The 17,922-nt window shown below is 40.2% G+C and carries 18 protein-coding genes; 5 read left to right on the top strand and 13 right to left on the bottom strand.

What is annotated here, in order from left to right:
* Position 1 precedes the first annotated feature (1 nt).
* The 7 genes from ASG14_RS09305 to ASG14_RS09275 all read right to left on the bottom strand — a co-directional run bounded on the left by ASG14_RS09305 (position 2) and on the right by ASG14_RS09275 (position 4,670).
* Positions 2–745 carry a DUF72 domain-containing protein gene (locus tag ASG14_RS09305; protein WP_056870780.1) on the bottom strand — a complete coding sequence of 248 codons (744 nt, stop codon included), beginning with the start codon at positions 743–745 and terminating at the stop codon, positions 2–4.
* Positions 746–767: 22 nt separating this feature from the next.
* Positions 768–1,211 (bottom strand): LytTR family DNA-binding domain-containing protein, encoded by a 444-nt coding sequence (locus ASG14_RS09300; protein WP_056870779.1) that lies wholly within the window; start codon positions 1,209–1,211, stop codon positions 768–770.
* Positions 1,198–1,476: a hypothetical protein gene (locus ASG14_RS09295; RefSeq protein WP_056870778.1), complete on the bottom strand. Its 279-nt coding sequence runs from the start codon at positions 1,474–1,476 to the stop codon at positions 1,198–1,200. The genes ASG14_RS09300 and ASG14_RS09295 overlap by 14 nt, the downstream gene beginning before the upstream one ends.
* Before the next feature lie 84 nt (positions 1,477–1,560).
* The gene (locus tag ASG14_RS09290) at positions 1,561–2,868 is read right to left on the bottom strand and encodes an FAD-binding oxidoreductase (RefSeq protein ID WP_056870777.1); all 1,308 of its coding nucleotides are present in this window, start codon (positions 2,866–2,868) and stop codon (positions 1,561–1,563) included.
* A 39-nt stretch (positions 2,869–2,907) separates the two neighbouring features.
* A complete protein-coding gene (locus tag ASG14_RS09285; RefSeq protein ID WP_056870776.1) occupies positions 2,908–3,408 on the bottom strand; it encodes an ankyrin repeat domain-containing protein in 501 nt (166 codons plus the stop codon).
* A gap of 102 nt (positions 3,409–3,510) precedes the next feature.
* On the bottom strand, positions 3,511–4,185 hold the full coding sequence (locus ASG14_RS09280; RefSeq protein WP_056870775.1) for a DUF6766 family protein: 675 nt from the start codon (positions 4,183–4,185) through the stop codon (positions 3,511–3,513).
* A gap of 2 nt (positions 4,186–4,187) precedes the next feature.
* Positions 4,188–4,670 (bottom strand): CinA family protein, encoded by a 483-nt coding sequence (locus tag ASG14_RS09275; RefSeq protein ID WP_056870774.1) that lies wholly within the window; start codon positions 4,668–4,670, stop codon positions 4,188–4,190.
* 282 nt (positions 4,671–4,952) lie between these two features.
* Here ASG14_RS09275 and ASG14_RS09270 point away from each other — a divergent pair, with 282 nt between their 5' ends.
* Together ASG14_RS09270 and ASG14_RS09265 are read left to right on the top strand one after the other, a co-directional pair.
* Positions 4,953–5,504: a ferritin-like domain-containing protein gene (locus ASG14_RS09270; protein WP_056870773.1), complete on the top strand. Its 552-nt coding sequence runs from the start codon at positions 4,953–4,955 to the stop codon at positions 5,502–5,504.
* A 12-nt stretch (positions 5,505–5,516) separates the two neighbouring features.
* Positions 5,517–7,709 carry a catalase gene (locus tag ASG14_RS09265; RefSeq protein ID WP_056870772.1) on the top strand — a complete coding sequence of 731 codons (2,193 nt, stop codon included), beginning with the start codon at positions 5,517–5,519 and terminating at the stop codon, positions 7,707–7,709.
* Between the two features lie 66 nt (positions 7,710–7,775).
* On the opposite strand, the gene map is transcribed toward ASG14_RS09265, so the two are convergent.
* Together map and ASG14_RS09255 are read right to left on the bottom strand one after the other, a co-directional pair.
* Positions 7,776–8,573, bottom strand: coding sequence for a type I methionyl aminopeptidase (gene map, locus ASG14_RS09260; RefSeq protein WP_056870771.1), 798 nt, complete (start codon positions 8,571–8,573; stop codon positions 7,776–7,778).
* 75 nt (positions 8,574–8,648) lie between these two features.
* Positions 8,649–10,514: a TonB-dependent siderophore receptor gene (locus ASG14_RS09255; protein ID WP_056870770.1), complete on the bottom strand. Its 1,866-nt coding sequence runs from the start codon at positions 10,512–10,514 to the stop codon at positions 8,649–8,651.
* A gap of 41 nt (positions 10,515–10,555) precedes the next feature.
* Here ASG14_RS09255 and ASG14_RS09250 point away from each other — a divergent pair, with 41 nt between their 5' ends.
* The 3 genes from ASG14_RS09250 to ASG14_RS09240 all read left to right on the top strand — a co-directional run bounded on the left by ASG14_RS09250 (position 10,556) and on the right by ASG14_RS09240 (position 14,403).
* Positions 10,556–12,055 (top strand): PLP-dependent aminotransferase family protein, encoded by a 1,500-nt coding sequence (locus ASG14_RS09250; protein WP_235528548.1) that lies wholly within the window; start codon positions 10,556–10,558, stop codon positions 12,053–12,055.
* Between the two features lie 128 nt (positions 12,056–12,183).
* On the top strand, positions 12,184–13,227 hold the full coding sequence (locus ASG14_RS09245) for an NAD(P)-dependent alcohol dehydrogenase (RefSeq protein ID WP_056870769.1): 1,044 nt from the start codon (positions 12,184–12,186) through the stop codon (positions 13,225–13,227).
* Between the two features lie 123 nt (positions 13,228–13,350).
* Positions 13,351–14,403: a cellulase family glycosylhydrolase gene (locus tag ASG14_RS09240; RefSeq protein WP_056870768.1), complete on the top strand. Its 1,053-nt coding sequence runs from the start codon at positions 13,351–13,353 to the stop codon at positions 14,401–14,403.
* Between the two features lie 42 nt (positions 14,404–14,445).
* Here the strand turns inward: ASG14_RS09240 and ASG14_RS09235 are convergent, their stop codons facing one another.
* The 4 genes from ASG14_RS09235 to ASG14_RS09220 form a co-directional block, all read right to left on the bottom strand.
* Positions 14,446–14,676 carry a DUF4287 domain-containing protein gene (locus tag ASG14_RS09235; protein WP_056870970.1) on the bottom strand — a complete coding sequence of 77 codons (231 nt, stop codon included), beginning with the start codon at positions 14,674–14,676 and terminating at the stop codon, positions 14,446–14,448.
* A 147-nt stretch (positions 14,677–14,823) separates the two neighbouring features.
* Positions 14,824–15,543 (bottom strand): DUF1080 domain-containing protein, encoded by a 720-nt coding sequence (locus tag ASG14_RS09230; protein WP_056870767.1) that lies wholly within the window; start codon positions 15,541–15,543, stop codon positions 14,824–14,826.
* 160 nt (positions 15,544–15,703) lie between these two features.
* Entirely contained in the window at positions 15,704–16,903 is a 1,200-nt protein-coding gene (locus ASG14_RS09225) for a sugar transferase (protein ID WP_056870766.1), read from the bottom strand.
* Positions 16,904–16,906: 3 nt separating this feature from the next.
* Positions 16,907–17,311, bottom strand: coding sequence for a PleD family two-component system response regulator (locus tag ASG14_RS09220; RefSeq protein ID WP_056870765.1), 405 nt, complete (start codon positions 17,309–17,311; stop codon positions 16,907–16,909).
* Positions 17,312–17,922: the final 611 nt, after the last annotated feature.

Raw genomic sequence — 17,922 nt, 5'->3', positions numbered from 1 at the left:
ATTAAATTTTAATTTTTTCCCGGAATAATCCTTCTAACTGCATGGCGTTAAAAGCGGCATAGGCTTTCTCATCGTTATCAAAATACAGGTACACATATTTGTTTTCTTTCAGCTGCTTACTGGCAAAATCCAGCCAGGTGTAGAGGCTTTGCAAATCGTAGCTTCCCTGGTACTTTTGGCCACTGCCATGCAATCTTATGTAAGTGAAATCAGCGGTGACGGCAAGTGGCGATTGATGTCCGGCCAAATGATAAATACAAAATGCACAATTATAAGCCTTGAGTGTATCATATACCTGATTGTTGTACCACGAAGTATCGCGAAATTCAAATGCATACCGATAACCTGCTGGCAACAAATTCAGAAATCTTTCTAAGCGTTCGATATTCAACTTCCATTTTGGTGGTAGCTGGAAAAGGATTCGGCCTAATTTTTCTCCAAGTACAGCGCATGATGCCACGAACCTTTCCAGGTCTACACGGTTTACATTCAGCTTTTTCATGTGCGTGAAAAACCGATTTGCCTTAACTGAGAAAATGAAATTTTTTGGAACAATTTCCCGCCATTTAATAAAATTTTCTAAGGTTGGCTGGCGATAGAATGAATTGTTTAATTCTACCGATGTAAAGTTTTGGGTATAGAAAGCAAGTTGCCCATCTTTGGTAACTTCCGGTGGATAAAATGTTTCCTGCCAGTGTGGGTAATTCCATCCAGAAGTGCCAACAAAATTCTTCCCTCTTTTCATTTTTGTTAAGCGGCAAAATAAATCAGTTGCGTTGTAGTTTAGGAACCGAAAGAATATGTTGTGGTGAAAACCTTGGAAGATTGTTTTTATATTCCTTTCTTATAATGTTGTTAATGGTATCAAGAAATTTCGAGAAAAACACCGGTTTAACCAGGTAGTGGTCGCCTCCCGCCTGGAAGGCATCCAATGCGAATTGATTGCAACCTGTAATAAAAACAATGTATTTCACTTTTGGTCTGAGGCTTACCGCAACATCCAGCCCTGAACTATTGCCCATTCTTATATCTAAAAACAAGAAATCTATATCTTCAAAACTATCAAAATCATCTATTGCCCTAACTGGGTTGAGGTAAAATTTTATTAATGCCAGTTTCGGTATTTCTTTTAGGTAGTTAGACAACAAAAATATAAAATTAGGGTCGTCATCAACGATTATACACCTGTAGTTTTTTCTACTTTGTTTCATAGCTAAGGTTCTGTGTATGTAGCAATTGGTTTATGTTATCTTGCAAACTGCCCGTCTGTTGCACACTTGAAGCGAGCTCGCTGATGATAGCAAGGTGTTTCTCGATCTGTCGTCTGAAAATTCTTTCTTTAATGCCCGAAATCGGATACATTAAGTCTTCGCTATACTTTAAAATTGTTTTATCGCCCAGTTGCGATGTTTGATAACTTACCAACGAAAAAACTTTGTTGCCCTGATTTACATCAAATTTGATGTAGGTGAACAATTCAATTGGCTTTATACGAAGAATTTTCCCGAAGAAATTTCCTCTTCCATCAGCATGATGCTCAATTGTACTTTATATTAGATGTTAGTTATCCAAAGTTTCCAAGGCTTCGTTATTAAACCTGTCTGCAACGAAGTGGTAGGCAACATCTGCATTTTCTTTAACAAACTCAGTAAAACCGGCAACTGGTTTTAACCTCGATGGACTCAGCAGTTCAGACAATTCGTTCTCCCTGTTTAAGATGAGATCGGTTAAGATTTCGGCTGATAGCGTACCGAAAATCATTCCGTTTCCGTTGAAACCTGTGGCAACATAAATGTTTTCTTCAGCGCCGGGGAGTTTACCAATGTATGGAAGCCCATCTACTGGCACGTAATATTGCGAAGACCATTTATAACTGATGGAATCGACGGCGAAATTTTGCCTCACATAAGTTTCCAATGCGGCAAATGCCTGCTCCGGGTCGTCGTGTCCGGTTTTATGGTCTTCACCTCCAACCAGAAGATATTTTTGGTCTTCAATTTCATGCGTCCGGAAATAATGGTAAGGTTCCTTCATATCGTATGAAAGACAAGCCGGATAATTTCCATCCGACAACTGCACAGCGAGTACATAGCTTCGGTAAGGTGCGTTCCGGAGCGATAAAATATTTATGCCCGGCGGAATGTGAGTTGCCCAAACGATATTCCTGGCGCTAAATGATTTATCTGCAGCTTTTACCTGGTGAATACCATCCAAAAATTTGGTATCAGAAACAAAGGTGTTTTCTAAAATTTGCCCGCCCAGCGCCTCAAAAGCCCTGGCAAGGCCATTGATGTATTTTAGCGGATGAAATTGCGCCTGATTACTAAATTTTACCGAATAGTCAAATGCTATCCCAACTCCATTGGTATCGGCTTCTTCAACTTCAGTACCGGCTTCTACCGAAGATGCAAGTATTTCTTTAAGTTGCTTAGTCTCCTTTTCATCCTGCGAAAATAAATAGCCATCACGAAAACTAAAGTCCGCATCAATTCCCAAACTATCAATATTTCCTTTAATTGCCAAAATCACACGTTTTCCGGCAGCTGCAATTAGTTTCGAGGCATCTTTGCCAAAGTCGCTATCTATTTCCGGGTAGGTAGCATCAAAAAAGGTATTTAAGTGTGCGCTAGTGCCTCCGGTAGTTCCAAAGCCAAGATTTTTAGCTTCGATGAGCAGACATTTTTTACCTTCACGCTGTAGGTTGAGTGCTGTGGTAATCCCAGTTATTCCGCCCCCAATAATAATAACATCAAAAATATCCGTCCCTAAAAGGCTGGAATTAGTAGTGATGCTTTGTTTTTCGGCTGTTTGCCAAATACTTTCTTTCGTGCCATCACGGCGAATGGATTGTAGATGCGTAGCTTCCATAATTATTTTACTGAATGTTTAAGTGAAGGGGCTTCTGGGTTATAGTATTTCGTTGCAGCGAACGGAGTGTTGTTCAAGCAGGGTTAAGCCTTCATTATTTCCCTGCATAGCTGCCAAATCGTAAGCGGTCTGGCCGCGGTTGTCTGCAATTGTTGTGTCGGCTCCGGCGGTCAGCAAAAAGCTTAACACGTCATTTCGGCCAAACATACTGGCAAACATCAATGCGGTGCCACCATTTCCGTGTTGTAGATTAAGGTCGGCTTTGTTGGCAACCAAAAGCTTTGCAATTGGGAGGTAACCCTTAAAACTAGCGCCCATTAAAGCGGTATTGCCTCCAAGGTCGGCTGCATTTATATCTGCGCCGGCTGATAATAAAAGTTCAGCCGCGTTGAGCTGGTTATTGTAGCATGCAATAATTAAAGGGGTGTATCCTTTTTCATCACGAAAATTGATTTCGACACCCCGTTCTATCAGTTCTTGAATAACTTCTATTTCGCCGAGCCTTGCAGCAGGGATTATCAGTTGATTGATGTTTTCCATAGTTAAGATAATGTTTTTGTTAAACCCGACTTTAAGTCCTTTAGTTTTACCAATTTTTTATTCGGCGCAATGGCGAAGCGTGGTGGTTATTTGTTGTTTAATTTACTTGCCGGTTTCCAGGTTTGGTGCATCAACCGGTTTTGATTCTGGCGAACCTTTCTGCCTTAAAAATATCGTAAGGATAACAATTGAAGCAACAGACAGAAACTCGCTTTGCCAGTTTTGAAAGGTTTCAAACCAAAAGTTTGCCTGGCCTAGGTAAGTCGACATATTTACAGAGGGCTTATGTTTAAGCATCAGTTCTACATTGTTGTCTTGCCAGCTTCCATAAAAATGAAGCACCCAGCTGGTAATGAAAAGCAAAGCGAACACTATTGAAAGGGAATTTGAATACAGTTTAAGTACCCAGCCGCCTTTTCTTACAGGCCACGGTGCCGCCGAATGAGCTTTCGGTTCGCGGTCTACGTCTTCAGCCTCATCAATTTTTTTAGATTCTGCAGAGCCAATTTGGCTGAGGGAAATAGTAAGCATTACATAGAGCGCCATTTGAAGAAATTCACTTTCAAAATTTTCGAATGTTGCCGAAATAAAATGACCGCTCGACAGGTATTTCGGTAAAGAAATCGCTTTTGCGCCAAGTTCTTCAAGCTCATTATTATGTTCGTTCCAACCTGTTAAAGCCTGGGCGGCGAGTGTGAGCAGAAATATCCCGATAAAGAATACCGAAAGACTATTGCGGTAGAGCCAGGTTTTACCTGTTCGTTTTAGTGCGCCCATCGTTAAGTTCTTAGGTTATCGTAAAGCAGTTCTGCACAGCGTTCAACACTTGCCTTTACAATATCTTCCTGGTCGCCGTTAAAATTCATTCGCTCAGAAAAAATGTGCTCCAGGTGTTTGCAGGCATAAATGAACATAGTGCCGACTGGTTTTTGTTCGGTTTCGCTACCTCCGGGACAAGTAAGTCCGGTGATGCCAACATAGATATCTGCTGGGATACGTTTATCGAGACCATAAGCTATGGCTCTGGTAACTTCCATTGATTCGGGGGTAAACCTATCGATAAGTTCGTGAGGAACATCTAAAAGACTTTCCTTAATTGCCGCATCGTAGCAAGCAATTCCGCCTTTTAGAAATTTTCCGGCATCATCTATCAGCGAAAATTCTGATGTTATCCGGCCGGCGGTAGCACTTTCGGCGAAGGCTACGGTTAGTTTGTTTTCTATGAGTAGCCTGCCCACCAAATGTAGTTTTTCCTTATTCATAATGGATGGGGTTTTTTGTTAAATGATAGTTCAACATAAACATTTTGTACAAAGGGATGTTTGTAGCCACTGCTAAAACCTTTAGTTGTAAATGGATTTTAAGTATTTACACGGCGGGGTAGGTATAAGTACCGTATTAATTCCCGTAGAAAAGTAAAACCATTAATGAAAAAAGGAGTTTTTTCTATAAACGATTAACAAAGAAAAGCACAGGCTTAAGCGGAATCAAGTTTGAGATGACGCCGGAGCCGTTCTGAAATAATCTTCCTAACAAAATATACCATGAAAAAACAAGAGACAGGTGCACCGAAGCTAAGCACCAAAACTAATGAAGCGACAATATCACCGTTAAAAGAACTTTTTATAGATGGTATTCGCGATTTATTCTGGGCGGAGAATCACCTCGTAAAAGCACTTCCAAAAATGATTTCTGCTACCACTTCACCAGAGCTGGCTGCCGCACTCGAAGCTCATTTAACAGAAACTAAAGGGCATGTTACCAGGCTCGAAGAAATTTTTACATTGCTTAACGAGCCAGCAATCGCTAAAAAGTGCGATGCAATGGAAGGCTTAACCAAAGAAGGTGAAGGTATTATAGAAGAAACCGACGCAGGAACAGCCACGAGAGATGTTGGAATTATTTTAGCTTGTCAAAAGGTAGAGCATTATGAAATTGCATCCTATAACGGACTTTTTCAGCTCGCCGGCACCTTAGCCTTAACTGAAGTGGCAGATATTCTAGAGCAGACCCTTGCTGAAGAAAAAACTGCGGATAGCAAGCTTTCTGACATTGCAGGAAATGAAATTAATTACAAGGCGAGCGAAGAAGTATAAGCAAATAACAATATGGCAAAAAAGAAAATAACCAACAACGGCGATGCTGTGCAGTTGGAGAATGAAAAAACCAGAAAATTAGAAGCCTTTGTAGCGGATGGTCCGGGCGAAAAGCTGACGACTAATCATGGCGTAAAAATAAATGATGATCAAAATTCGCTGAAAGCTGGCGACCGAGGTGCGAGTTTGCTTGAAGATTTTATCCTCAGAGAAAAAATCACCCATTTCGACCATGAACGTATTCCGGAGCGTGTTGTACATGCAAGGGGTTCTGGCGCACACGGCGTTTTTAAAGTGTATGAGGATTTGTCTGACTTAACCCGGGCAGCCTTTCTTTGTGATCCCGGCATAGAAACGCCTGTTTTTGTGCGTTTCTCTACAGTTGCAGGTTCCAGAGGTTCAACAGATTTGGCCAGGGATGTACGGGGTTTTGCAGTTAAGTTTTATACGCAGGAAGGGAATTTTGATTTAGTAGGTAACAATATGCCTGTATTCTTTATTCAGGATGCCATTAAATTCCCCGATCTTGTGCATGCCGTTAAGCCTGAACCTGATAATGAAATTCCGCAGGCAGCTTCTGCTCACGATACCTTCTGGGATTTTATTTCACAATTACCTGAGTCGTCACACATGATTATGTGGTTGATGAGCGATAGAGCTTTACCCAGGAGTTACCGCATGATGGAAGGTTTTGGCGTTCATACTTTCCGTTTAATTAACGCCAAAGGAGAGTCAAATTTTGTTAAGTTTCATTGGAAACCATTACTAGGTGTACACTCCGTAGCCTGGGATGAAGCACAAAATATTTCGGGTAAAGATCCTGATTTTCATAGGAGAGACTTATGGGATGCTATTGAGGCTGGTGCTTTTCCGGAATGGGAACTCGGCGTACAAATTGTGCCCGAAGAAGATGAGTTTAAATTCGATTTTGATTTGCTCGACCCGACGAAAATTATCCCTGAAGAGTTGGTGCCTGTGCAACGCATTGGTAAAATGACACTCAACAGAAACCCCGATAACTTTTTTGCCGAAACCGAGCAGGTTGCTTTCCACATTGGTCATGTTGTGCCGGGCATCGATTTTACAAACGATCCGCTATTGCAGGGCCGTTTGTTTTCATATACGGATACCCAACTTATTCGTCTTGGTGGACCAAACTTCCATGAAATTCCGATTAACCGCCCTGTTGTGCCGGTAAACAACAACCAGCGGGATGGCTACATGCGCCAAACCATTAACCGGGGAAAAACCAGTTATGGCCCTAATGGCATTGCATCTAATATGCCCCAGCAAACTACTGCAGCTGATGGTGGTTTTGTTAGCTATAATGAACGGATAGATGCCAGGAAAGTTCGGGCACGTAGCCGGAGCTTTTTCGACCATTTTTCACAGGCACGCCTGTTTTTAAACAGCCAGTCTGAGGCTGAAAAAAACCATTTAATCGATGCATTTAGTTTTGAACTCGGAAAAGTAAAGATGATTCCCATCAGGCAACGGATGCTGGGCTTACTTGCCAAGGTAGATAAGGCGCTGGCTGCGGCTGTAGCCTACGCACTTGGATTGCACGTTCAGGATATCCCGATGGAAGAATTAAACAACAGTGTGCCTGCTGATGCTAATATTGATGATTATACCCCGATACAAAAGGAGGGAAGTATAGCGATATCGGCGCCATTAAGCATGGCAAATACAGTAAAAGATACCATATCTACCCGAAAAATAGCCATTTTAGCTGCCGATGGTGTAAGTGGAAAAGCTTTGAACAATGTTAAAGATGCATTAGTAGCAAAAGGTGCAATTGTGCACATTATTGCTCCGAAGCTTGGTGAAATAATATCGGAAGAAGATCAAAAAATACAGGTAGATGAGAGCTTCTTAACGGCGGCTTCAGTACTTTATGATGCGGTTTATTTACCTGGCGGAATAAATAGCTCGGCTACTTTAGAAGCAGATGCGAATGCGGTACATTTTTTAAACGAAGCATTTAAACACTGTAAAGCCATTGCCGCCGATGAATCTGCGATGCAGGTTTTGGAGGCAACTTACTTCTATAAAAAACTTCCTGCCGATTATACGGAGGAAACGGTTTTGAAGGAGGGCATACTGGTAACTGATACCGTGTCGAAAATTATGACGTTGTTTGAGCGCATGATAGCTGCACACCGGTTTTGGGATCGCGAAGTGCCAAGGAAAATTCCTGCTTAATCTATAAAATAAAACCCGGGTTGATGCCCGGGTTTTATCTTTTAATATATTCAGCTGGTAATAGAGTTAACCTATATATTTCAGGTTCTCGTTGTTTTTTTCTGCTGCTTCGATGGGTGTATAATCCGATAAGATTAACGCTTTACCTTTTTTTACACAAACATCATGTTCAAAATGAACAGAGGCTTTGCCATCAACAGTTCTTACCGTCCAGCCATCTTTTTCTATAAACACATCTTTTTTGCCCAGGTTTATCATGGGTTCGATCGCTAACACCAGATTTTCTTTCAACAATAAACCCGAACCTCGCTTGCCGTAGTTAGGCACCTGAGGATCTTCATGCATGCTTTTCCCTAGTCCGTGGCCAACAAAATCCCGAACAACGCTAAACCCTTGTTTCTCATTGTGGTTTTGTATCGCAAAGCCAATATCGCCTAAGCGCTTGCCTACAACAGCTTCGTTAATGCCAACAAATAATGATTCTTTGGTTGTCTTTACGAGATTCAGAATCTCATCGCTTGCATCGCCAATTACAAAAGTATAAGCATGATCACCATGGTACTCGTTTTTTATCACACCAACATCAACGGTAAGAATATCGCCGTCTTTTAATTCTTCTTTACCAGGAAAACCGTGTACAACAACATCATTTAAAGAGGTAATAATGTGGTGAGGAAAACCTTGATAGTTATAGAATGATGGCACAGCGCCATTGTCCAAAATGAACTCATTAGCCAATTTATCAATTGCTATGGTTGTTAATCCCGGTCGTAAAATTTTTGCGATCTCCGAAAGTGTTTCGCTTACCAAAAGTGCACTGATTCGCATCAGCTCTACTTGTTCGTCAGTTTTATAAAAAATCATTGGCGCAAAATTACAAATAAGTTTTTCATTCTGAGAAATGAAGAAGCCAATAGCCTTACAAAACGGAGATTTGTATTAGAAAGTAACGAACTTTACGCCTAAACTTAACCAACGAGATGGTAGCGGGATGGCCCCAATCTCGACATAACTGGCGTCGAAAATATTCTGAGCGTCCAGGTAAATGGTAAAATGTTTAATGCCCTGACTAACCCTCGCGTCGCTAACCCAATAAGAAGGGCCCGTAATTCGCTGATTAAAACGTGTGGCCAGCAAAATAGAAAAACCCCGACAGCTGAAATCTACAGTGTTTGTAACCTGATGCTTTAACGATGATAACTGATATTTATAGGCTTTGCCCGCCTCCATGTCCTTAAACTTCGAATCGAGGTAAGCATAAGCTACACTTAAATTTATTACTGAATTTTCTGAAACGCTTAGGTTGTAATTGCCCCTTAAATTTAAACCATTTGTGGCCATTGTGCCAACATTGTTTGCCTCGAATGGATCGGTGGTAGCAACCCTGGTGTAGTCAATAAACCTATCAATGTTTCTGTAAAAAAGACTGGATGTAAAATTGAAATTACCCTTAAAGTACTTAAACCCAATTTCACTTTGAAATGCCTTTTCCGGCTCAACGTTAGCATTTCCTATATTTCCCGGCCGTTGGTTTAAATAAAGGTCTGTAAAAGAAGGAATGCGCTGACTTGTACCTATGTTTCCAACAATTTTAAACGCCTCGCTAAGAGTATAACTAGCATCTAAACCAGGGTAAAGCTGCCATTTATAAGCAGAGTTGTAATTCAGGTAGGTGCCTGCATTTACATTTAAATTGCTTAATAAATCCATCCGGTATTGTGCAAATATTCCAACATTTTCACGTTCGTGTTTCCCAATATTCGATGAGTTTATTTCCTCACTTCTCACTTCGGCACCAAGCGCCAGTTCGCCATTATCACTTTTATATGTACTGGTAATTTCTGCCGCGATGGTATTTGTGCTGTGTTTGCTCACGCCGGCATTCGGGTTTACGTTGCCAAAATAACGGTAATCATCAAAATTATATCTATAGCTTAATCGTGGCATTAAAGTCCATTTTGGCGATAATCTGTGTACCGATTGTAGTGCAGCAAGCGTAGTTTGTACTTTTTCCACTGAATTTTTATCACCAGGAGCAGCATAGAAGCCATTTGCGCCAAATTCGTTTTGGGTATAGCCAAGCGAGGCATTTAACTCATTTGAACCATCAAACTGAAAACCGCCCTGATATAATATTTTGGCGTTTTCGAATTGTGTATTAAAACGGTAACCATTGCTTTTATCGTAGGAACTGAAAATTGAATGCTGGTTATTTTTTTTCGCCAAGACTGCGCCGATTTGAATGCCGGCGTTATAAAATGTCTTCCCCGAACCTTCGTTGTCTTTTTCGAAATTTGAGCCGGCATGGGTATCCAAAAGCAATCCCGATTTTACAGGCTTTTTCGTAATAATGTTTATGGCACCTGTTAAACTATTAATACCATAAATTCTTGCAGCAGGTCCGCGGATGATTTCAATTCTTTCGATGGCCTCAATCGGGATTGGCAGGTTTAAGGTATTGTGAGCGGTTTGCGAATCGATTATTTTCGTTCCGTTTAGCAGCACAACGGTTTGCTCAAAACTACCACCGTCTATGCTAACATCGGCCTGGCCACCAAAAGGCCCCCGCTGTCTTAAATCTACTCCGTTTGCATACTGTAAAACTTCCTGAATGCTCCGGGCAGGAAGTTTTGCTATAGTTGCTTTATCAATCGTATAAACGTTTCGGTTTTGCTTCGATATTGGCGTACTGAAACCGTTTTCATTTATCACAACTTCTTTCATGGTGATAACAGTATCTTGCTTTTGTTGTGCCGCCAGGCTCGTACTCATCAATACCATCAGTGCGAGGTAGATTTTTCTCATGCTAAAATTTTTCTCAAAAGTAGTATATTGCCGTACTACTAATGTATACCAGTTCTGATAAAATGGATAGTCCGGTTCAAATTCCTTTTAATAGTTTCGTTACCATTGATAAAGCTGATGCCAACCCGGTTTATTTGCAAATTACTTTTAGTTTTATTAAGGCGATACAGTTAGGTTTATTGCCAGAGGGCACCAAATTACCCGGAACCAGAATTCTATGTAAGCTGATAAAGATTAACCGCAATACGCTCATCAAAGCGTTTCATGAACTGGAAGCGCAGGGATTTATCGAGATTTTTCCAAGCAGGGGCGTGTTCGTTTTGTCTAGCCAAAAACACGACAAAAGCGCTGGTGTGCTAAATCTTTCAAGGAAGATCGTTTCCTCACAAGCGAACGAATTGAGTTTTGTACGCTCAGCTTTGCTGGAAAACCCGACAGAAATCAGTGATTTGCCTTTGCAATTTAATGATGGTATGCCCGACCAAAGTTTGATGCTTTACGATACACTCGCCCGCCTGTATGTTTCGAAACTAAAACATCACAATCCGAAAAATAATAATTCCCAGCTGATACATGTTAATTTCAAAAAACAGCTATCAAATTTTTTGAACCTTTCCCGCAACCTGCGGATTTCTGCAGAGAACTTGTTCAGCACGAACAGCCATGAAATCTGCCTGTATTTGATTTTCAAAATACTAATTTCGCCGGGAGATAAGGTTGTAGTTGCTGCGCCAAGTTACTATTTATCGAACATGACCATATCAGATAGTGGCGCAGAAATTATTTCTGTTCCCGTTGATGATGACGGACTAAAAATTGAATCGTTAAGACAAATTTGTGCCGGCCAGCAAATCAAAATACTTTATCTTACCTCGGTTTACCATTACCCAACAACTGTGTCCTTAAATGCTAAAAGGCGAATTCAGCTATTGGAACTGGCTGAAGAATTTAGCCTAATCATCGTGGAGGATGATTACGAATTCGACTTTCATTTTGATAACAATCCCGTCTTGCCTTTAGCAGCTTTAAACACAAACAGCAATGTGATTTATGTAGGCTCCCTGGCACGTTCCCTGCCGGCAGGCTTCGGTTACGGCTTTGTTTCCGCACCCGAATCTTTTATTATCGAGTTAGAAAAGCATCACAAAATTTTATCGGCTGGTGTGGATAACATAAAGGAGCAAGTGCTTACAAGCTGGATAGAAAATGGTGAGATTCACCGCGTTCTAAAGAAGAGTAAGAAAATTTACAGGCAAAGGAGGGATTGGTTTGCAGGTTTACTCACCGAGCAGTTAGGAGCACACATTATGTTTATCACGCCATCCCGTGGATTGGCTTTTTGGATAGAGTGGGCAGACCACCCCAATTTGGCTAAGCTGAAAAAAAAATGCGCAGAAAATGGCCTTTTCCTCCCGAAAATAAGTTTGTACCAGAATAGAAATTTAACGGCTACAAGATTGGGTTTCGGTAACTTCGATTATGCCGAGATGAAAGCAGCAATAAACATACTGGCAAATTCAGTTGACAGTTTGGATAACTAGCCGGAATTAGTTTTGGCTTGCTAAAATATGGCCTAATGTTTGCAAATCGTAATCATTTCTTGAAATGTGTAATACTTGCTTAACAAATGGCGATTATATTTGTTGAGGTATAGTAATAATTAAAAGATATGATAGCAGCAAAAGGATATGCAGCACAAAGTGCTGAAACGGATTTAGCCCCCTGGAATTTTGAACGCCGAGAGGTTGGGCCGCATGATGTACAATTCGAGATACTTTTTTGTGGCGTTTGCCATTCGGATTTGCATCAGATTAAAAACGACTGGTTCCCGGGGATTTTTCCGATGGTTCCAGGCCATGAGATCGTTGGTCGCGTGGTAAAAGTGGGCGACCACGTTAAAAATTTTAAAGTTGGCGATTTAGCTGGAACCGGTTGTATGGTAGATTCTTGCCAGGTTTGCGAAAATTGCAAGCAGGATTTGGAGCAATACTGCCTGGAAGGAAATACACAGACATACAACGGTTTGGAAAGAGATGGTAAAACCCCAACTTATGGTGGCTATTCTGATAGCATTGTTGTTAGAGAAGAATTTGTTCTTAAAATCGCTGATAATTTAAATTTAGCAGCAGTTGCACCTTTATTGTGTGCGGGCATTACAACTTATTCGCCGTTACGCCATTGGAAAGTTGGTAAAGGACACAAGTTGGCCGTGTTAGGTTTAGGCGGCTTAGGGCACATGGCGGTTAAATTCGGCGTTGCTTTTGGCGCTGATGTTACTGTTTTAAGCACTTCGCCGAGTAAAGAGGAAGATGCTAAAAAATTAGGCGCACACCATTTTGTGGTCACTACTGACCCTGCTCAAATAAAAGAAGCTAAAGGCACTTTCGACTTTATTTTGGATACCGTTTCTGCAGAACACGATTTCAATATGTATTTGTCGTTGTTAAGAACCAACGGAACGCATATATGCGTGGGTGTACCACCAAAACCGGCAGAGATTGCTGCGTTTAGCTTATTAGGTGGCAGAAAAAGCCTTGCAGGTTCTGGCATTGGCGGCATTAAAGAAACCCAGGAAATGCTGGATTTCTGTGCGGAGAATGATATTGTTTCGGAGATCGAAATGATTGATATGAAAGACATCCATACGGCCTATGAAAGAATGCAAAAAGGTGATGTTCGCTATCGTTTCGTTATCGACATGGCAACTTTATAACTCGTTTTACAGTTATTCTTAAGTTTTTTACCGAAACCCTCGAAACATAGTTTTCGAGGGTTTTATTATTTAAAATTTTGTAATTAAAACGTTTTAGTTAAATTAGTTTACTAAAATTTAATTATGAGATATCTTTTTACTTTTCTTGCGGCTTTGCTTTTTAGCGCAACCTTTGCGCAAAGCAGATGGACAACCGAGCAGGCAAATGCCTGGTATAAAAAACAGCCCTGGATGACGGGTTGCAACTATCAGCCCGCTACAGCAATTAATCAACTCGAAATGTTTCAGGCTGCAACTTTCGACCCGGCTACAATTGATAAAGAATTGGGTTGGGCCCAGGAATTAGGATTTAATACCATGCGTGTATTTTTGCATCACATCGCCTGGACCTCTGACAAAGAAGGATTTAAGAAAAGGCTGAATCAATATCTCGATATTTCATCAAAACATAAAATTAAAACGATACTTGTGTTTTTTGATGATTGCTGGAACGATAAATATGCCGCCGGAAAACAACCCGAACCAAAAGCCGGTGTGCACAATAGTGGCTGGGTTAGAGACCCTGGCACTGATATTAGAAATAACCCCGACAGTTTGAAAATGTTGGAAGCCTATGTAAAAGACATTTTAAATGCTCATAAAACCGATGATAGAATTGTGATGTGGGATTTGTACAATGAGCCCGGGAACAGTAATTACGTGGATAAAAGCTTAAACCTTTTACAACTAACCTTTGATTGGGCAAAGGCTGTTAATCCCGCTCAGCCACTTACGGCCGGCATCTGGAGTTTCGGTTCAAATTTCGACAAGCTAAACAAATTTCAACTCGAAAATTCTGACATCATAACGTACCACCATTACGGGTATATAGACACCCATCAGAAAAAAATCCAGGAGCTGAGAAGCTACAACAAACCGCTCGTTTGTACAGAATACATGGCTCGTAAAAATGGAAGCCTTTTTCAAACCATTTTGCCCATGTTGAAAACTGAAAAAGTTGGTGCCATCAACTGGGGTTTTGTATCGGGCAAAACCAATACAATTTTTGCCTGGGATACACCAATTCCAGGTGGAAAAGAGCCCGAACTATGGTTCCATGACATATATCGAAAAGATAAAACCCCATTCAGCGAAAATGAAGTTAAAACCATCAGGTTATTAAATCAAAGAGAGTAACAAACTTTAAAAAATTGCCTCATGATAATCTTGAGGCAATTTTTATTTACTGTTCTCATCTTTTATACCTTTCAGCAGTGCATAAACTGCCATCGAATGGCCATGGCCGAGATTGTATTCTTCCTTAAGCCAATTTACAATTTCGCTGGCCTTAACTGTTGCTTTAAGTTTTCCGGCTTCGGTAAAACCCTTCTCATCTGCTTTACTTTTTAACTGCTCAGGGCCTAGTCCTGTTTTTTCTTTAATGGTTTTTAAATATCCCTGGAATGACATCGTCTTAATTAGTTTATGAATTAGCAGCCTTAAAAATAACCAGAAGTCGCCGTTACGGGCGATGCTAAACAAGTCAAAAAGCGGTTGCATTTAGGACAAAAAAACCCGTTACAATTTTGCAACGGGTTTCTCTTCAAATTAAGAAATTTATAAGGCTTTAATTTTAATATTTCTCCACTGACTAGAGCCTGGGTGCTCTTGCAAAGCAATTTTTCCTTTGGCTACCTTCGCAAAGTTTGAAAATGCTTTGTCTTTAAACTTGCTGTTTTCAACAAGTTTATTCCATTCTTCGCTTCCAATTTGCCCGTCAAAAGTTTTAACACCGTTTAAATAGAAGGTTAAATGGCCTTTGTTTTGAATTAATCTTACTTTATTCCATTCGCCTACTGGCTTCGGTTTTGAAACTGTTGCATCGCCAGACATGTCGTAAAGGCAACCTGCCAGGTGATTTTGTTTTTTGTTATCGTCAGCATCAATATTATCCAACACCTGCATTTCTGGTCCTGTTAAATAAGTTGCCCTAAATTTTGGGTCTTCCTGGATATCGAAAATAATTCCGCTGTTACCACCTTTTGATATCTTCCATTCCAGGTTAAGTTCATAGTTTTCATAGGCTTCGTTTGTTACAATGTCGCCTCCACCATTTCTTGGTTTGCTAGGGTCGAACACGATAGCTCCATTCTGCACCGTCCATTTCGAGCCTACGGTATCACGAAGGTAGGTATGCCAACCTTTGGTGGTGCTGCCGTCAAACAGTAATTTCCAACCTTGTCTCACTTCCTTTTTTGATAAAGTGTTAGGCGTTTGGGCCATACCTGCAGTACAAAATATTGTAAACAGCGAGAAAATTATTAATGCTCTTTTCATTTGATTTCAATTTTTATTTCGAAAGTAACAAATAGTTTTTGAATTTATTTATTTCTAATAAATTGCGTTTAAACTGTTACAAATCGTTTTAGTAATGGATAAATCTGAGCTTGGAGGCCGGAGATTTGGTCTTTCTGAAAAGGGTAGTAGCTGATGAAAATTAAACGTTTTCTTTTTGCAATAAAGCGGGAATTGTTTTCAGAATCAATTTAATGTCGTTAACGAAGCTTTGATTTTTTGCGTAAGTATTATCGAGCATTAGACGTTCTTCTTCACTCATATCGCCTTTACCACGCTTTTCAACCTGCCATAATCCGGTTATGCCTGCAGGTGCTGCAAACCTGAGTACATATTTATCAGTTGTTAATTTTTCTGCTTCGTATAGCGGAAGCGGGCGGTTACCCACAATACTCATATCGCCGATAATTACATTCCAGAGTTGAGGAAGTTCGTCGATACTGGTATTTCGTATAAAATTGCCCACTTTGGTAATTCTCGGGTCGTTTTTTATTTTGAAAAATGCAGATCCTGAACTTGCCATTTTAGCGTATTTGAAGTCTTTCTCGCACCACTGTATATTATCTGCGTAAAGCGGATACTGGCATTTCCCCTCTGCTGCACACTGGCTGCATAAACTTTCTTTAACAACGTTGTCACTTTCTTTTTTGCCCGAATCGATGTCATATTGATTTAAATGCATCAAATCTTTTATGCGCTGGTCTGCATTAACAAACATCGACCTGAATTTATAAAATTTAAAGACCTTAAATCCGGTTCCGGCACGTAAAGAATAGTAAAATACTGGTCCTTTAGATTCAAATTTTATCAGGATATAAATAATCAGAAAGAGGGGCGAGAGCAAAAATAATGCGAGGCCGGCAAAAAACACATCAAAGGCCCGTTTCGCAAAGGCTATGTTTTTTATTGGCGGTACATCAGGTTTAATATTGCCCTTTAATTGTGCCCAGCTATCAATTAAAAAAGTGACCCGCTTCTGAATTTTCGATGCCTTCAGTGGAAGTCTGAACACATCAGAAACACCGGCCGAAAGTGCCAGGGTGCGCAAATTTGGGTTAAAGTAATTTACCACTAAAAAAAACGGCACTAAAGGAAGTTGTTTCTTTTTGAGCGTTTCTACCAGCGCAAGTCCGGCAGGCGCCATAATTTCGCTGTAAGAAATAATCGCAACGATGTTAAGATTTTCTTCGAGCCAGGTTGAAGCCATCTTCATTCCATTCTCGAAATGTACAAGTTCACTTTTTCCAAAATCGCATTGCGCAAAAATTTCTGCAAATGCGTTTTCAAAACCTACAAGGGCAATAATTGGTTGTCCTGGGGAAGCATTAAGTTCTTCACTCATATATTAAGCGCTCAGTTTGCCCATTCTCCTTAAAACAACTCTAATTCTGGCTTCTAACTCGGCAGGGTTAAACGGTTTTACGATAAAATCGTCTGCCCCTGCATCTAAACATTTAATCCGTTTGTCCGAACTTTCTTCACCCGAAAGGATTACAATTGGCACGGAGTTGAAGAAATCGCTCACTTTAACTTGCTCAATTAGCTGGAGGCCATTAAGTTTTGGCGTGTTTAAGTCTGCAATAATCAAATCAGGAATATTCCCGTTTTGCAAAAAAGACAAGGCGTCCATTCCGTTCGATCGCATTTCGATGTCGTATGTTGAACTCAAAATCTCCTCGAGGATGGCTTGCATAAAAACGTCATCTTCAACAATTAAAATCTTGATTTTTCGTGTGCCTGACAAATTCATTTTTTGGAACGTTGTTTAAACAATAGCTATTATAACGTAAAAAGCGCCTGTTAAGTTTTTTAATAACGGATTATGTTTATTTTTTTGTGACCTAAAATGTCCGCGATAGCTGTTCATTATCGGAAAATGATGCAACCGTATAGCAAAAGTTTTGAAGCAGAAAGTTATGTTGAAAAGGCCCAATGCCTGGCAAGCGTAACTTTCGGAGTATTGTTTTCAGAATAGGGACAAAAATAGGGTTCATTTACTGTTTGGGATTTAACAAAAACCAAGTTCTATCTCTAAAATTACAAATGTATTTCTACACTTGTAATGCTGCCAGTTGAGGCAAAAAATTTAGAAAGCAAAAACAGGTGATGATATTTGTGCAATGATATAAAAAAGCTTGCTAAATACAAATCTATTTTCCTTAATAATAAGTATAAAATTTTTTTTTTTGACGAAATGCCTATTCATAATCCTTGATGCAACACTAACCAACCTTTATTTACGTTTTTTTAGACGAAATGGCCAAAAAACTTATTTAATATCGATTAGATGGGCCGAAAGTTATTCTCAGTTTATAAATTTAGATATTAAACACATATCTTTAAATTTCTTTTAACGCATTT

The organism is Pedobacter sp. Leaf194 (assembly GCF_001423945.1).
Lineage (GTDB): Bacteria > Bacteroidota > Bacteroidia > Sphingobacteriales > Sphingobacteriaceae > Pedobacter.
Note: the sequence above shows the minus strand (reverse complement) of the source record. Positions and strands in the feature narration are given on the sequence as shown.

Excerpts from the sequence above, each read along its gene's own strand:
- ASG14_RS09305 (WP_056870780.1), bottom strand. The coding sequence starts at position 745 with ATGAAAAGAGGGAAGAATTTTGTTGGCACTTCTGGATGGAATTACCCA.
- ASG14_RS09300 (WP_056870779.1), bottom strand. The coding sequence starts at position 1,211 with ATGAAACAAAGTAGAAAAAACTACAGGTGTATAATCGTTGATGACGAC.
- ASG14_RS09290 (WP_056870777.1), bottom strand. The coding sequence starts at position 2,868 with ATGGAAGCTACGCATCTACAATCCATTCGCCGTGATGGCACGAAAGAA.
- ASG14_RS09285 (WP_056870776.1), bottom strand. The coding sequence starts at position 3,408 with ATGGAAAACATCAATCAACTGATAATCCCTGCTGCAAGGCTCGGCGAA.
- ASG14_RS09280 (WP_056870775.1), bottom strand. The coding sequence starts at position 4,185 with ATGGGCGCACTAAAACGAACAGGTAAAACCTGGCTCTACCGCAATAGT.
- ASG14_RS09275 (WP_056870774.1), bottom strand. The coding sequence starts at position 4,670 with ATGAATAAGGAAAAACTACATTTGGTGGGCAGGCTACTCATAGAAAAC.
- ASG14_RS09270 (WP_056870773.1), top strand. The coding sequence starts at position 4,953 with ATGAAAAAACAAGAGACAGGTGCACCGAAGCTAAGCACCAAAACTAAT.
- ASG14_RS09265 (WP_056870772.1), top strand. The coding sequence starts at position 5,517 with ATGGCAAAAAAGAAAATAACCAACAACGGCGATGCTGTGCAGTTGGAG.
- map (WP_056870771.1), bottom strand. The coding sequence starts at position 8,573 with ATGATTTTTTATAAAACTGACGAACAAGTAGAGCTGATGCGAATCAGT.
- ASG14_RS09255 (WP_056870770.1), bottom strand. The coding sequence starts at position 10,514 with ATGAGAAAAATCTACCTCGCACTGATGGTATTGATGAGTACGAGCCTG.
- ASG14_RS09250 (WP_235528548.1), top strand. The coding sequence starts at position 10,556 with ATGTATACCAGTTCTGATAAAATGGATAGTCCGGTTCAAATTCCTTTT.
- ASG14_RS09245 (WP_056870769.1), top strand. The coding sequence starts at position 12,184 with ATGATAGCAGCAAAAGGATATGCAGCACAAAGTGCTGAAACGGATTTA.
- ASG14_RS09240 (WP_056870768.1), top strand. The coding sequence starts at position 13,351 with ATGAGATATCTTTTTACTTTTCTTGCGGCTTTGCTTTTTAGCGCAACC.
- ASG14_RS09235 (WP_056870970.1), bottom strand. The coding sequence starts at position 14,676 with ATGTCATTCCAGGGATATTTAAAAACCATTAAAGAAAAAACAGGACTA.
- ASG14_RS09230 (WP_056870767.1), bottom strand. The coding sequence starts at position 15,543 with ATGAAAAGAGCATTAATAATTTTCTCGCTGTTTACAATATTTTGTACT.
- ASG14_RS09225 (WP_056870766.1), bottom strand. The coding sequence starts at position 16,903 with ATGAGTGAAGAACTTAATGCTTCCCCAGGACAACCAATTATTGCCCTT.
- ASG14_RS09220 (WP_056870765.1), bottom strand. The coding sequence starts at position 17,311 with ATGAATTTGTCAGGCACACGAAAAATCAAGATTTTAATTGTTGAAGAT.